16 protein-coding genes and 1 pseudogene are annotated in these 13,828 nt (G+C 73.7%); 6 read left to right on the top strand and 11 right to left on the bottom strand.

The genetic code is table 11. The features are described from left to right. The 5 genes from ABZS42_RS19015 to ABZS42_RS18995 all read right to left on the bottom strand — a co-directional run. A partial coding sequence (locus tag ABZS42_RS19015) for a hypothetical protein (protein ID WP_355146941.1) occupies positions 1–599 on the bottom strand: 599 nt, incomplete at its 3' end. A gap of 216 nt (positions 600–815) precedes the next feature. After that, the gene (locus ABZS42_RS19010; RefSeq protein ID WP_355146939.1) at positions 816–1,466 is read right to left on the bottom strand and encodes a GNAT family protein; all 651 of its coding nucleotides are present in this window, start codon (positions 1,464–1,466) and stop codon (positions 816–818) included. 124 nt (positions 1,467–1,590) lie between these two features. Beyond that, positions 1,591–2,874: a gephyrin-like molybdotransferase Glp gene (glp, locus tag ABZS42_RS19005; RefSeq protein WP_355146937.1), complete on the bottom strand. Its 1,284-nt coding sequence runs from the start codon at positions 2,872–2,874 to the stop codon at positions 1,591–1,593. Beyond that, complete coding sequence (locus tag ABZS42_RS19000) at positions 2,871–3,827, bottom strand: UTP--glucose-1-phosphate uridylyltransferase (RefSeq protein ID WP_355146935.1); 957 nt, start codon at positions 3,825–3,827, stop codon at positions 2,871–2,873. Before ABZS42_RS19000 ends, glp begins: the two co-directional genes overlap by 4 nt. Before the next feature lie 9 nt (positions 3,828–3,836). Then, entirely contained in the window at positions 3,837–6,272 is a 2,436-nt protein-coding gene (locus ABZS42_RS18995; protein WP_355146933.1) for a diguanylate cyclase, read from the bottom strand. An 85-nt stretch (positions 6,273–6,357) separates the two neighbouring features. Between ABZS42_RS18995 and ABZS42_RS18990 the strand changes: the two genes are divergently transcribed. Continuing rightward, a complete protein-coding gene (locus tag ABZS42_RS18990; protein WP_355146931.1) occupies positions 6,358–7,047 on the top strand; it encodes a 5-formyltetrahydrofolate cyclo-ligase in 690 nt (229 codons plus the stop codon). Further along, positions 6,968–7,249, top strand: a pseudogene (locus ABZS42_RS18985) (FmdB family zinc ribbon protein); the annotation flags it as partial. The gene ABZS42_RS18990 and the pseudogene ABZS42_RS18985, both read left to right, overlap by 80 nt. Before the next feature lie 14 nt (positions 7,250–7,263). Here ABZS42_RS18985 and ABZS42_RS18980 read toward each other — a convergent pair. After that, positions 7,264–7,464: a hypothetical protein gene (locus tag ABZS42_RS18980; protein ID WP_355146951.1), complete on the bottom strand. Its 201-nt coding sequence runs from the start codon at positions 7,462–7,464 to the stop codon at positions 7,264–7,266. A gap of 272 nt (positions 7,465–7,736) precedes the next feature. Here ABZS42_RS18980 and ABZS42_RS18975 point away from each other — a divergent pair, with 272 nt between their 5' ends. Continuing rightward, positions 7,737–8,303, top strand: coding sequence for a flagellar biosynthesis protein FlgA (locus ABZS42_RS18975; RefSeq protein WP_355146929.1), 567 nt, complete (start codon positions 7,737–7,739; stop codon positions 8,301–8,303). A 77-nt stretch (positions 8,304–8,380) separates the two neighbouring features. On the opposite strand, the gene ABZS42_RS18970 is transcribed toward ABZS42_RS18975, so the two are convergent. Next, positions 8,381–8,554 carry a hypothetical protein gene (locus ABZS42_RS18970; RefSeq protein WP_355146927.1) on the bottom strand — a complete coding sequence of 58 codons (174 nt, stop codon included), beginning with the start codon at positions 8,552–8,554 and terminating at the stop codon, positions 8,381–8,383. 261 nt (positions 8,555–8,815) lie between these two features. Between ABZS42_RS18970 and ABZS42_RS18965 the strand changes: the two genes are divergently transcribed. After that, complete coding sequence (locus ABZS42_RS18965) at positions 8,816–9,187, top strand: hypothetical protein (protein ID WP_355146925.1); 372 nt, start codon at positions 8,816–8,818, stop codon at positions 9,185–9,187. Between the two features lie 61 nt (positions 9,188–9,248). Here ABZS42_RS18965 and ABZS42_RS18960 read toward each other — a convergent pair whose 3' ends face one another. Further along, on the bottom strand, positions 9,249–9,731 hold the full coding sequence (locus ABZS42_RS18960) for a hypothetical protein (protein ID WP_355146923.1): 483 nt from the start codon (positions 9,729–9,731) through the stop codon (positions 9,249–9,251). A gap of 184 nt (positions 9,732–9,915) precedes the next feature. Here ABZS42_RS18960 and ABZS42_RS18955 point away from each other — a divergent pair, with 184 nt between their 5' ends. Together ABZS42_RS18955 and ABZS42_RS18950 are read left to right on the top strand one after the other, a co-directional pair. Further along, entirely contained in the window at positions 9,916–10,344 is a 429-nt protein-coding gene (locus ABZS42_RS18955; protein ID WP_355146921.1) for a Fur family transcriptional regulator, read from the top strand. Between the two features lie 33 nt (positions 10,345–10,377). After that, on the top strand, positions 10,378–11,241 hold the full coding sequence (locus tag ABZS42_RS18950) for an oxygenase MpaB family protein (RefSeq protein WP_355146919.1): 864 nt from the start codon (positions 10,378–10,380) through the stop codon (positions 11,239–11,241). Between the two features lie 53 nt (positions 11,242–11,294). Here ABZS42_RS18950 and ABZS42_RS18945 read toward each other — a convergent pair whose 3' ends face one another. Genes ABZS42_RS18945 through ABZS42_RS18935 form a run of 3 tightly spaced genes read right to left on the bottom strand, consistent with a single transcriptional unit; the run spans position 11,295 to position 13,810 of the window. After that, positions 11,295–12,233, bottom strand: coding sequence for a PD-(D/E)XK nuclease family protein (locus tag ABZS42_RS18945; protein WP_355146917.1), 939 nt, complete (start codon positions 12,231–12,233; stop codon positions 11,295–11,297). Between the two features lie 43 nt (positions 12,234–12,276). Beyond that, on the bottom strand, positions 12,277–12,891 hold the full coding sequence (locus ABZS42_RS18940) for a MarC family protein (RefSeq protein ID WP_355146915.1): 615 nt from the start codon (positions 12,889–12,891) through the stop codon (positions 12,277–12,279). A 40-nt stretch (positions 12,892–12,931) separates the two neighbouring features. Beyond that, entirely contained in the window at positions 12,932–13,810 is an 879-nt protein-coding gene (locus ABZS42_RS18935) for a PHP domain-containing protein (RefSeq protein ID WP_355146913.1), read from the bottom strand. Between the last annotated feature and the right edge of the window lie 18 nt (positions 13,811–13,828).

The raw sequence follows: 13,828 nt of genomic DNA, 5'->3' as shown, positions 1-13,828 counted from the left end.
CGGGCCTGCTCCCGCCGTACCTCCGCCTGCCGGGCGGCCAGCCACGCCGCTTCCCGGGCCCGTGCCCGCCGCCGGCGCTGGTCGGCGATGGCCCGCTGCCGCAGGTGCCCGACGTACGCCACCAGCAGCGCGCCGGTGACCGAGAAGCTGATCCAGAATCCGGGGCCGACCACGAGTACGCCGATCAGCTCGACGCCGTTGAGCAGCAGTAGCGCGGCGAGCACCCGGCGCCGCCGGTATACGGCCGGGGTGTGGCGGCGGGGCGGCGGCCGGCGACGGGCCCGGTTCGGGGCGGGCGGCACGGCACGCAGCCGGCCTGTTCGGCGGGCAGAGGCTGGTGGCGCCGAGACCGGCTTACCAAGACCGCCCGTAGCCGCATTCTCACTGAGGGTGACGACGAGGTGTCGCGGCGGGCGCACCGGCCGCCGTCCCGGCACAGTACGGCGGCGGCGCTGGCGCTGGAGCACCCGCGCCGTCGACTGCGCCCGCTCCGCCACCAGCCGCTCGGTGGCGTCGTACCGGCGGACCAGCGCCGGAGCGAGAGCGAGCAGGCCGGCGGCGGCGAGGACGGCGAGGAGCACCGAGGTCGGCACCCTCACCCCTCCCGTCACCGAATTCGGAGCAATCGCGGCTCGACCGCAGGATCTTCAACCGATCGGTGCCGGCGAAGTCGATCGTACGACGAACAGCGCTTGCCACATCTTGCAGTTACTTGAGGTTACGGGCGACGGAGCGTGATGCCGACGCGCCGCGCCGATCCCATCGGCGGGACAGCGGCGCTTGTGCCCGTGCCGGACCCGGCACGGGCTGGACGGTCACCTGGTGGCGGCGCGGACCCGATGCCAGCGGGCCAGCAACCCACCCTCGGCGGCGGCCTCTTCGCTGGTCATCGCATATCCGATGTGGTCACGCCAGGCGCCATCGATGTGCATGTAGCGCACGTGGTACGCCTCCTCGCGGAAGCCGAGCTTCTCCACGACCCGGCGGGACGGCCGGTTCTCGGGCCGGATGTTGACCTCGACCCGGTGCAGACCACCCGGGCCGAAGGCATGGTCGACGGCGAGCGCCAGTGCGGTGGGGATCACTCCGCGGCCGGCGACCCGGTGGTCCACCCAGTAGCCCGCGTACCCGGAGCAGAGCGCCCGCCGCACGATGCTGCCCAGGTTCAGGTGCCCGACGAGCCGCTCCCGCCCGTCCTCGCGCAGGCAGACGGCGAAGGGCATCCCGTCGCCGACGCGCGCCGAGCGTTGCTGGTCCCGATGTACCCAGCGGAAGGTGGCCGGCGAGTTCAGCTCGTCCCAGTCACCGGGCAGCGACGACTCCCAGGGCGCCAACCAGCTCTTGTTGGCGCGCCGCACCTCGGACCAGGCGACGGCGTCCGAGCGCCGGTATGGACGCAGCACGACGGGACCGTCCACGAGGACCGCGGGCCAGCCGGGTGCCCGCCCGGCTCCGAAGAGGCTCACGGGGCGGACCCTACGCCCGGCACGGCGCCGCCCGCGCGGGCACTCCGAACAATTGCGTGGTGCCGCATGGCTCGCCGCCGCGCCCGGCCCGGCCCGCGGACGCGGGTGGGGCCTGCGGGAGTGCTCACCGACGGCGATCCAGCAGGAGTACGTCCACGGTGGAGCCCGCTGCGGCGGTGGTGACCCGTTCGCCGAGCACCAGCAGGCCGTTGGCCTCGGCGAGCCCGGAAAGAGTGAACGGCCCTCCGCTGAGCGGCTGGACCGTGTAGCCGCCGCCGCGCCGCTCGGCGACGTGCGCGGGGCGGAACTCGCGCAGCCCGCCCGGCGACGAGACGGTCTCCAGCAGGTGCGCCCGGACGCTGGGCCGGAACACCGGCTCCGCTCCGGCGAGGAGCTGGATCGCGGGGCGGGCGAGCACCTCGAATCCGATCAGCGCCGCGCCCGGGTCGCCGGGGAGGCAGACCACCGGCACCTCCTCGGCGCCGACCGTGCCGAAGCCGAGCGCCGTGCCGGGGTAGAGCGCCACCTCGGTGAAGGTGACCGGGCCAGCTCGGCCGCCCTCCCGGCGGGAGAGGATCCGGCGGACCATGTCGCCCGGCCCGGTGCCGGTGCCACCGGTGGTGATGATCAGGTCGGCGCGCAGGGTCTGGTCCTCCAGCAGCCCGCGCAGTCCCTCCGGGTCGTCGTCGCAGATGCCGACCCGGTATGCCAGCGCACCCGCCTCGACGGCCGCCGCGGTGAGGGCGTGCGAGTTCGCGTCCACCACCTGGCCGGGTTGGCTGCCCCGGCCCACGTCGACCAGCTCGTCCCCGGTGGCCACGACGACCACCCGCGGGCTGGGCCGGACCACCACGTGCCCGATGCCGGTGGCGGCGAAGACCGCGACCAGCGCCGGCGTCACGTACGTGCCGGCCCGGGCGAGCAGCGCCCCGGCGGGCAGCTCGTCGCCGGCCCGGCGCAACCCGTACCCCCGCTTGGGGGTGCGGTAGATCTCCACCGCGGCCATGCCCTGGTCGGTCCACTCGACCGGCACCACCACGTCGGCGGCGACCGGCAGCGGTGCCCCGGCGGCGACCGAGAAGCAGGAGCCGGGGGTGAGCCGGACCGGCCGCCAGCTCGCCGCGCCGAGGTCACCGACCACGTTCAGCCGGACGGCCCGCCCGGCGGCGGCCCGCCCCGCGCCGGAGATGTCCTCCCAGCGCGCGGCGTAACCGTCGACGGCGGACTGGTCGAAGGCCGGGAACGCGTGCGGCGCGACGACGTCCTCAGCGAGGACGTTACCGTACGCCTGGGTGAGGTCGAGGTCGAGCGGAGGCAGCGCGCGTAACCTGCGCAGCACACTGCCCAGGTAGTCGGCGAGCGGCGTCAACTCGTTCGCGGCCGCCTCGGCGTCGGCCGTAGCGGTCATGTATTGGAACCGCCCGACACGTTGGAGTTCACGAAGTCGGTCAGCCACTTGCGGAACTCGGCCCCGAAGTCGTCCCGCTCGACGGCGATCTGCACCACTGTCTGCAGGTAACCGAGCGGCATGCCGGTGTCGTAGCGGGTGCCGCGGTAGACGATGGCGTGCACCGGTGTCCCTTCCGTACGCAGCAGCTCCATCGCGTCGGTCAGCTGGATCTCGCCGCCGCTGCCCGGCTTCGTACGCCGGATCGCGTCGAATATCTTCCCCGGCAGCACGTACCGGCCGAGCACCGCCAGGTTGCTCGGGGCCTCCTCCGGGTCCGGCTTCTCGACCATGCCGGTGACCTGCACGACCTCGCCGATGTCGGCCAGTTCGGCCTCGGCGGGCGCGACCGAGGCGATGCCGTACCGCTTCGTCTCGGCCGGGTCGACCTCGAAGAACGCGAGGACCACGCCGCCGGTGCGGGCCTGGAGCTCGATCATGGCCGGCAGCAGCGGCTCGTCCATCTTGACGAACTCGTCGCCCAGCAGCACCGCGAACGGCTGGTCGCCCACGTGCGACTCGGCGTACCCGACGGCGTGGCCGAGGCCGAGCTGTTCGGGCTGCCGGACGGTGTAGATCTCGGCCAGCTCGCTGGGGCGCTGCACCGCGGCCAGGATCTCGGGCTTCTTCTCCAGCCTGGCCTCCAGGTCGGGGCGGCGGTCGAAGTGGTCCACCATCGAGGTCTTACCCCGGCCGGTGATCAACAGCACGTCGTTGATGCCGGCCTGGGTGGCCTCCTCGACGATGTACTGCAACACCGGCCGGTCGACCACTGGCAGCAGTTCCTTGGGCACCGCCTTTGTGGCCGGCAGGAAACGCGTGGCGAGACCGGCGGCCGGGATGACAGCCTTGACCGCGCGGGAGCGGCCGGTCGCGGCGGCCGTCGTTGAGGAGTTCGCTGAGTGCACCGACATGCCGCGAGACTATCGGCCACGGCTCTGCCGCGGCGGGTGTGGCCCGGAAGACGCGCCGCCTCCGGCGGCAGAGCGTGTGGGGCCGAGGCCGGCTCGGGCGGCATCCGGACCGGTGACGGTCGACCCCACCGGCTCAGCTGCGCTTCCGTCTCCCGCGGGCACCTCGTCCGTACAGGTCGGTGCGGCCGCCTCCGCGCGGATCGGCGCGGCCGGCTCGGGACGGACGGGCGCGGTGGCGCGGCCCGCGCGGGGCAGCCCGTCGGGCGGGGTGACCGCCGCCGCCGGCACCGGCAGCTCACGAGCCGCCGTCTGCCGTCGGGCGCTCACCCGGTAGGTGTCCCGGCCGGCGGCCTTCGCGGCGTAGAGGGCGTCGTCGGCGGCCTCCAGCACCTGCTGCCCGGTGCCGGCGTGGTCGGGGTAGACGGCGATACCGATGGAGACAGTCACCCGTACCGGGACGGGTGATCCCGTGTGCGGCTCGACCGGCATCGACGTGTCCCGGATCGCCGCACCGAGCCGCTCCGCGACGATCGCCGCGCCGCGGGCGTCGGTCTCCGGCAGCAGCAGTACGAACTCCTCACCGCCCTGCCGGAACGCCAGGTCGACCTCGCGGATCTCGCCACGCAACCGGCGGGCGAACTCGGCCAGCACGGTGTCTCCGGCCGCGTGCCCGTAGGTGTCGTTGACGTCCTTGAACCGGTCGAGGTCCAGCGCGAGGACGCTCAGCATCCGGCCGAACCGGCTGGCCCGCTCGACCTCGCGTCGGATCGACTCGCGCAGGTAACGGTAGTTCCACAGCCCGGTCAGCGGATCGGTGAGCGAAAGGCGCTGCGCTTCCTCGTGCCCGCGTACGTTCTCCACCGCCACGGCCGCGTGGCTCGCGAAGGTGCGCAGGGTGACCAGGTCGTCGTCGTCGAACTCGTCCGCGCCGAGGCGGTCGTAGAGCGCGAGCACGCCGAGCGCCGCGGCCGGGTCCGTACCGCCCGCCGCCCGGCCGCCGGGCAGCTCGACGGTCGGGAAGTCGCCCGCCTCACTCTCCGCGTCGGTGGGCCCGGCGACCGCCGACCCGGACCCGCCACTGGACGGCACGGGAACACCGGAGGGGACGGCGGCACCCGTGGCAGGCCCCGGGCCGGCGGGGGTGGCGAAGGGAACCGCGATGTACGTCCGGCAGCGCGGCTCCCCCGCCGGTATGTCGGCCGGGTCCATCCGGCCCCGCTGCGGCACCCCGGTCGCGGCGACGGCACCCACCATCCCGGTGCCGACGGGTACCCGCAGTGTCGTCGGCTCGTCCTCCTCAGGCCAGCGCCCGTCCAGCCCGTCGGTGCACTGGGCGACCAGCATCCCGCCCGGCTCGACCAGGAGCACTGCGCCGGCCCGGGCCCCGGTCGCCGCGATCGCGCTGTTCAGGATCACCCGCAGGATGCGTTGCAGGTCGTGCGTACTCGCGAGGGTGTCGCCGAGGACGGCGAGGTGCCCACGCAGCTGGTCGCGGCTGCTGGTCAGCGCGGCCACGTAGGAGCCGGTCTCGCGGGTCATCCGGTTGAACGCGCCGGCCAGGCGACCCAGCTCGTCGCGGGTGCGTACGGGAACCCGGGCGGTCAGGTCGCCGTCCGCCACCCGGTCGACCGCGGCGGCCAACTCGACCAGCGGTCGGGTGGTGACCCGGGCCAGGCGCCAGGCGGCCAGCACGGCGAGCAGCGCGGCCAGCATCACCGCCCCGACCAACGCCGTGTTCAGATCGGGCGGCTGTTCGCTGGGGACCGAGAGCACCAGCGGCAGCGGCTGACCGGACGAGGGACCGATGCGGCGGACGTACCGGCCGTCGGCCGTTTCGGTGATCTGCTCGTCGTCGAGGGTGCCGGCGGCGGCCAGCACCGCGTCGCGTACCTCACTCGTCTCGGTCGTGTGGGTGACCCGTGCGGGCCCGGCGCCGTTGTCGAGCAGGGTGACCGCCACGCCGGTCACCGCGGCGAGCCGGGCCACAAACGCCGGGTCGACCGGCTGCGCGGCCGCGACCGTGCCGAGCGTCGTCCCAGCACGGTCGCGCAGGTCGACCCGGACGGTCAGCGCGCGGACCGGTCCGCTGGTCGCCGCGCCGGCGCACTCCTGCCACGGACTCGCCGGCGCACCGGGCGTGGTGTAGGTGATCCGCCCGGCGACGTCGCTCAGCACCACCCCCGCGGCCAGGCCCCGGCTCACCACCTGGGCCGCGGCGCCCGCCGGGTCGCCGCGGCCCAGGGCAACCGCGTCGGCTGCGGCGCGCAACTGCTGGCATAGGGCGTCGACGGAGGTACGCACGGCGGCGGCCGCCACGGCGAGCCGCTCGACGGAACGGCTGCGGTCCACGGTGTGCAGGGTCGAGGCTACGAAGAGTGCGCCGAGCAGGACCGGGCCGAGGACCACCGCGAGGAAGGCCGCCGTCAACCGCCCGCGTAGCGTCACTCGGTTCCCCCCGAAAGTTCCGCCTTCCTTGTTGCGATGCTGACACAGAGCAACCGTGGGAGAGGCGTTGCGTCAGGAGTGTTGCGTGCCGGATTTTTCTTATGGAGCGGAAGTGACTCGTGTGGCGAAACGGGACATGCGTATCGCACTGCTCGCCCGCCGCCGGCAGCTGAGCGCCGAGGCCCGGGCGGCAGCCGCGTCCGGCATCCAGGCCGCACTGGTCGCGCTGGTACGCCGGCTGCGCCCGGCCCGGGTGACGACGTACGTCCCGGTCGGCTCGGAGCCGGGCGGTCCGGAGCTGCCGGAGGTGCTGCGCGCCGCGCTGCCGCCCGACGGGGAACTGCTGCTGCCGGTGCTGCTACCCGACCTCGACCTGGACTGGGCCGCCTACGCCGGGCCGGACTCCCTGGTCGCGGCCGGTCGGGGGATGCGCGAGCCCGCCGGGCCACGGCTCGGCGCGGATGCGATCACCGGCGCCGGGTTGGTGGTGCTCCCGGCGCTGGCGGTGGACCTGAGCGGGCTGCGACTGGGCCGTGGCGGCGGATCGTACGACCGGGCGCTGGCCCGGCTGCCCGAGACGACCCTGACCGTGGTGCCGCTGCACGACGGTGAGCTGGTCAGCAGCCTGCCGGCCGAGCCGCACGACCGTCCGGTACGCGCCGTGGTCACCCCCGCCGGGGGTCTGCGTACGCTGGATGCCGCCCCGCCGTCCGGGCTGGGCACGCCGCCGGGTGTCGCGCCCCACACGTCCACTGGACGAACCGGGGGCGAATGACGCAACATTGGCACTCGAAGACGTCGAGTGCCAACCGGCCGAACCCGATCCGGAGGAGAAAGTGCCCACGTATCAGTACGCCTGCACCACGTGCGGCCACCAGCTCGAGGCGGTGCAGTCCTTCTCTGACGCCCCGCTGACCGAGTGCCCGGAGTGCGCGGGACGGCTGCGCAAGGTATTCAACTCGGTGGGCATCGTGTTCAAGGGCTCGGGCTTCTACCGCACCGACTCGCGCTCTTCCGGCTCCGACACCGTGTCGGCCTCGTCGGACAGCGGCAAGTCGACGAAGTCCGACTCGTCCTCCAGCACGTCGAGCTCGACCACCTCGTCCGGTTCGAGCGGCTCGTCCGCGAACGGTTCGTCCTCGAACGGTTCGTCCTCGTCAAGCAAGGCGCCGGCCGCGAGCGGCAGCAGCACCTCGTCCTGACCGGGTCGGCGTCCAGCGACCTCAACGCGCCGGTACACCCCTGATCGGGGGCGTACCGGCGCGCTCGTAGCCGCCCTCCGGCCGGTCTGATCCGGGCCGCGAACCGAGCGGCCGTTAACAAATCCACGCCTCCCACGGGAGTTATCCACAGGCCACTCCGTTGTCCACAGGCTGTGGTCGACGGCGGGCACCGCCGGCAGTCCGCTCCTAACCTCGCTGCCCAGGGGGACCGCGTCGGTCCCCGATGAGGGGCGGAGGCGGGATGGCGGACACCGGCACGGCGGCCGCACTACGCCCGGTACGCCGACCGCGCCTGCCGCGCCGCGGCACACTGCTCCGCGCCGCGTTGGTCGCCGGGCTGCTCGGCCTGGCGGCAGTCGTACTGCACACACCGCCCGGATGCCCGCAGGCCTCCGTCCCGGCCACGCCGGCTGCTCGACCCGGACCGGCGACCGGCGGCGTCCCGTCCACGGCGGCCATCCCCACCCCGGCTGAGCGGGGCCCGATCACGGCGACCACCGACCCGCACCGGCCCGGCGAACGGTTGCCGCTCCCGGCCGGCAGCGTGGGCGTACCGGTCCGGTTGGCCGAGCCGGCCGCCCTCGCGGTGGTACGCCCCGGCGCCCGCGTCGACCTCCTCGCCGCACCGGCGGGGGGCCGAATCGGCGAGGCCAGCCTGCTCGCGAGCAGCGCGCTCGTGCTCGACGTGATGGGGGCGGGCGCGATGGACGGCTCCGGCGCGCTCTACCTCGCCCTCAGCCCCGGCCAGGCGCAGCGGACCGTCGGGCAACCGGAGGGCAGCCGGTTCGCCGTCGTGGTACGCGGATGAGCCCACCCGGCCGGCGGAGCAACCGGCACGCGACCGAGCCGCGCGACGAGATCCGCGCGGCGCGATGCAGGAGGAGATCAGCCCCAGTGCGGAGGCCGCTCGGCGAGCAGCCAGTCGTCGTTGCCGGAGGCATGCTCACCCCAGCCACGGTCGGTGTCGTCGCTCGTCTGCTCGGGCAGCACCACGAATTCGTCGCTCAACTCGACGGTGCGATCGTCGTCGCGGCGGAAACCCGGGTCCTCGGTGCTCACGAGCCGTAAGGGTAACGCAACCCCGGCCGTGCGCCCCGTTCGCCGGTCCCGGCCTGATCGACTCGGTCATCCCCGGAAGTCGTGGTGTCGTCGCGGCGGGACCCGACGTCACTGATCTCGGGTCGATCAACGGCCGCTGCCGCGTCCTGAACCGCGAACACGCGCGCCCGCGCCGGACACGCACTCGGGGCGACCGATCTGTCCGGCCGCTCGGTGGCGTCCTCCGGCCGAGCACGGCATGCGTTGGTAGCGTCGGACGGCGTGACGACCCCCATCGGCGGCAGCCCCCCGGACGACTTCTGGCGGCGCCCCCCGCCCGGCGGCGAAGGCCTACCGGACCGGGCGACGGCGTCGATCACCGGCGAGCACGCGTCACCCGGCGCGGGCGTGGGGCCCGGCGGCACGACCTTCGGCGGTTACACCGGCCCGCCCCCGAGTACGCCGCCGCCCGCGGGCTGGCGTCCCCCCGTACACCTGCAACCGGCCGCACCGCGGTCTCTGCCCCCGCAGGACATGGCCGCGCTGGACATGGCCGAACAGCGTGCCCGGCGGGTCACCTACTCGATCGGCGCGGTGGCCGGCGCGGTGCTGTTGATCCTGGTCTGCCTGCTCTGCTCCCGGATCGTCTTCTGAACCGGCCGGGCGAGGCCACCCGGGCAGCGACCGCCGATCCGTCGGGCGGCCCAGCTCGGTGTCAGAGTGTGGTGCCCCAGACGGTCTCGGCGCCGGAGTGCCCGGTCAGCCAGACGTAGATCAGGGCGGCGACCGACAGCCCGACCACCGCTACCGACAGCACCGGGGTGATCAGCGCGGGCAGCTTCGGCACCCGCCGGTGACCGCTGGTCGACACCAGCAGCAGGAGCACCACTATGCCGAGCGCCACGACGATCCGGAACAGGACTTCGCCGTAGCCGGAGTGATCGGCGATCTGGTCGAGGATCGGCCCCTGGAAGCCCCGCGCGACCAGTGCGTCGTCCAACGCCTCACCCGACTCGACCGCGAAGAACGCGGTGACCGGGGCGAGCACCGCGAGGATCGCGACGGCCCAGTCCAGCCGGCGTCGCCAGCGGGGCAGCACGACGTACGCCACGGCGAGCAGCGCCAGCAACGGCACGAACACGACGACCGCGTGCACAACCAGGACATGGACCGGAAGGCCCAGAATCTGCTCGAACATCGGTACCTCCGGAAGGCATCACGGTCGCGGACTGCCAAGCGTACGAGTCGTCGCGGGCCAGACTTCTCGATCGCTTACACGCAGCCACCGCGGATCCGGTTCACCGAATGCCCGACCGAACCCGGTTCCGCCGGTCATCGGTGCAGCTGTTGTCGACGGCGGTGGCGCGTGTTGTCATGGGCAGATGTCGCATGGTGAGGAGTTGCTCCGGTCGAAGGGGCTGCGGGTCACCCGGCCTCGCCTCGCCGTGCTCGACGTACTCTCCGGCGGCGGTCACCTCGAGGTCGACGAGATCACCCGCCGGGTGCGGGAACGCCTCGACTCGGTCTCGACCCAGGCCGTGTACGACGTCTTGGGCGCTCTCACTCGGGCCGGTCTGTCCCGCCGCATCGAGCCGGCCGGCAGCCCCGGCCGGTACGAGGCCCGGGTCGGCGACAACCACCACCACGTGGTCTGTCGGGGCTGCGGCGTGATCGCCGACATCGACTGTGCGGTCGGCAGCGCTCCCTGCCTCGACCCGAACCCCGCGCACGGCTTCGAGGTCGACGAAGCGGAAGTGACCTTCTGGGGGCTCTGCCCGGCCTGTCAGGCCCGCCGCAACTCTGAGGAGTGACGTATCGCTGCCCCGGCGTGGCACGCTTGGTCGGTGGACTCCGATGACCTCGGCCTGTTCGGTCCCGGATCGGTCACCTGGAAGGTGCACGCGGAGCCGGTCCTGCTCGTCGCCGGTCTCCGCTCGCTCTACCTCCAGGCGCTGCACCCGAGGGCGATGGCCGGAGTGGCGCAGAACAGCGACTACCGCACCGACGCGTGGGGTCGCCTGGTGCGCACCGCCACCTACGTCGCGACCACCGTGTACGGCACGACGGCTGAGGCCGATGCGGCGGGCCGCCGGCTGCGCCGGCTGCACGAGCGGTTGCACGCGACCGACCCGCTGACCGGCGAGCGCTTCCGGGTCGACGAGCCGGACCTGTTGCGGTGGGTGCATGTGGCCGAGGTGGAGTCGTTCCTCGACACCGCGCGTCGGGCCGGGGTGCCGCTGACACCCGCCGAGGTCGACGGCTACTACACCGAGCAGCGCCGGACGGCCGCGCTGGTCGGTTTGGATCCGGCCACCGTCCCCGGCAGCGCCGAGGAGGTCGCCGACTACTACCGGACCGTCCGGCCGGAGCTTCGGATGACCCGGGAGGCCGCCGAGACCGCCCTCTTCCTCACCGCGCCGCCGGTGCCGTGGAAGCTGAGCCTGCCGGTCCGGCTGGGCCTGACCCTCGGACCGCCGAGGTGGGCGTACTTCGGCGTCGCCGGCACCGCCCTCGCCCTGCTGCCCGCCTGGGCCCGCCGGATGTACGGCGGTCTGGGGCTGCCCACCACCGCCCTGTCCGCGGACGCGACCGTGCGGGGGCTCCGCCTCGCGCTCGCCGCGCTGCCGCAACGCTGGCTGGAGGGCCCGCTGCAACAGGCGGCCCGGGAGCGGGCGGCCCGCTCGGTCGGCACGTCACCGACGCCCTGACCGGTCACGCACCCGCAGGGTTCGGACCGCGAGCGGAACCGGGACCACCGGCGTCACTCCTTTGCGGGCGCCCCCTCGGCCGGGCGTTCGACCGCGGCCCAGGGGTCCTTGCCCGGCGTCTGGCTGCCGGCCGGGCAGCTGCGCCGGTAGTCGCACCAACCGCATCGGGGGCTCGGGTCCGCGGGGAAGGCTTCGTCCGGATCCGCACCGCCGGCGATCGCCTTCTCGGCGGCCATGATGTCGCGGGCGGTCTCTTCCGCCCGGCTCAGCTGCCGAGCCAGCGACTCGACGGTGTGATCGTGCCCGGCGACCGTGCCGGTCGGCAGGTGGTGCAGCTCGACCCGGCGACACGGCCGGCGGAACGTCCGCTCGGCCGCGTACGCGTAGAGCGCCAACGCCTGCGAGCCTCGGGCGTCGTCGGCGTCGAGCCCGGTGCGGCCGGTCTTGTAGTCGACGATGACCAGTTCAGGGCCGTCGGGGCCGGGGCGGGAGTCGATCCGGTCGGCCCGGCCGTTGAAGGCCAGCACCGCCGTCTTGACCGCCACCACCCGCTCGACGCCGAGCGGATCGACATCCGGCTCCAGCGTCTCGACGTACGCCTCCAGCCAGCTCAGCGCTCGCCGGTAGGCCGCCCGTTCCTGCTCCTCGTCGCGGTAGCCCTCGCGCACCCAGGTGCCCCGCAACAGCCCGGCCAGCGCCTCCGGACGACGCCGCTCGGGTGCCAGCGCGTACCAGTTGCGCAGCGCGGTGTGCACGCTCGCACCGAGGGAGTTGTGCGCCCACGGAGGCCCCTTCGGCGGGGCGGGACGGTCGACGTAGGCGTAGCGGTAGCGGCGGGGGCAATCGACATAGGCACCCAGTTTGCTCGGCGTGCAAACGAAGAGCCGCTCGGGCATTCCCTCGAAACCGAGCTGCTCGGCCTGCTTTGCTCGGGGGCGGGGCGCGCGGCCACCGGTGGAGGACGGTCGGCCTGCTGAAGAGGGTCGTCGCACACTCGAGATCCTGCCATCGGCGTACGACAGTCCGGCAGCCCGCTCAGACCGTGTTCGCGAAGTGCCGCACGAACGCGGCGACCGCGTCGGCGATGAGCTGCACCGCGATGGCAGCCAGCAGCAGGCCCGCGATCCGGGTGAGCACCTCGATCCCGCCGGGCCGAAGGATCTTGACGATCCCGCCGGAGAAGCGCAGGACGATCCAGACGGCGATCATCACGGAGATGATGCCGGCCGCGATGGCGGTGTAGTCGCTCAGGCCCTCCGCCTGTTGGACGAAGAGCATGGTCGCCACGATCGCGCCGGGGCCGGCGAGCAGCGGCGTACCGAGCGGCACCAGGGCGATGTTCGAGGTGGACTGGCCGCTCGGCTCGTCGCCCTTGCCCGTCAGCAGCTCCAACGCGACCAGCACCAGCAGCAACCCCCCGGCCGCCTGGAGCGCCGGCAGGTCGACGTGCAGGTAGTCGAGGAGTGTCTGTCCGGCCACGGCGAAGACCACGATCACACCGAGCGCCAACGCGACCGCCTGCCAGGCCGCGCGGTTCCGGTCCCGGGCCGGGAGCGGACCGGTCAGCGCGACGAAGATCGGCATCATGCCCGGCGGGTCGGTGATCACCAGCAAGGTCACGAAGACCTCACCGAGAAGCTTCAGATCCACCTGATCAAGGTAGCCGCGCCGCTACGGGCCGAAACGCGGATCAGCCGGAAGCGACCCCGGTCACTCCGCCGGCCTCCGCGACGAGCCGCTCGTACGCCTCGGGGGCGGTGGTGAACGCCCCGAGCCGGACCGTCTTGTGCGTGCCGTGGAAGTCGGAGGAGCCGGTGACCAGCAGCCCGAGTTCGGCGGCGACGGCGCGGACGTGCGCCCGTTCCTCCGGTGAGTGGTCCTCGTGGTCGACCTCCAACCCGGCGAGGCCGGCGGCGGCCAGCTGGGCGATCAGCTCGTCCGGCACCACCCGGCCCCGGCGGCTGGCGCGTGGGTGGGCGAAGACCGGGACACCGCCGGACGCCCGGACCAGCCGGACGGCGTGGAAGACGTCGATGTCCTCCTTGGGCAGCCGGTAGCGCTCGCCCAGCCAGTCCGGGCCGAACGCCTCACTCGTGGTGCCCACCAGACCGGCCCTGATCAGGGCCTGGGCGATGTGCGGCCGCCCGACGGCGCCGCCGGCCGCGGCGGTCAGGATCTCCGCCCAGTCGACGTCGATCCCGTCGGCCCGCAGCAGGTCCACGATCCGCTCGCCGCGTGCCTCCCGCGCGGCGCGTACCCGGGCCAGCTCGGCGACCAACTCGGCATGACCCGGATCGAAGAGGTACGCGAGCAGGTGCAGCGGCACCGGCGGGTCCGCGCCGGACCAGCGGCAGGAGAGTTCGGCGCCGCGTACCAGACTCAGCCCGGCCGGCAGGGCGGCCAGCGCCGGTGCCCAGCCGGCGGTGGTGTCGTGGTCGGTGATGGCCACCACGTCGAGCCCGGCTTCGGCGGCGGCCCGTACCAGCTCGGCGGGGCTCAGCGTGCCGTCGCTGGCCGTCGAGTGGGCGTGCAGGTCGATCCGGCGGGCCGGGCCGCTGTCGGAGATCATCGCCCGACGCTACCGTCC

The organism is Micromonospora sp. NPDC005367, assembly GCF_040606825.1.
Lineage (GTDB): Bacteria > Actinomycetota > Actinomycetes > Mycobacteriales > Micromonosporaceae > Micromonospora.
The sequence above is the reverse complement of the archived record's forward strand: the minus strand, read 5'-3'. Positions and strand labels throughout refer to the sequence as shown.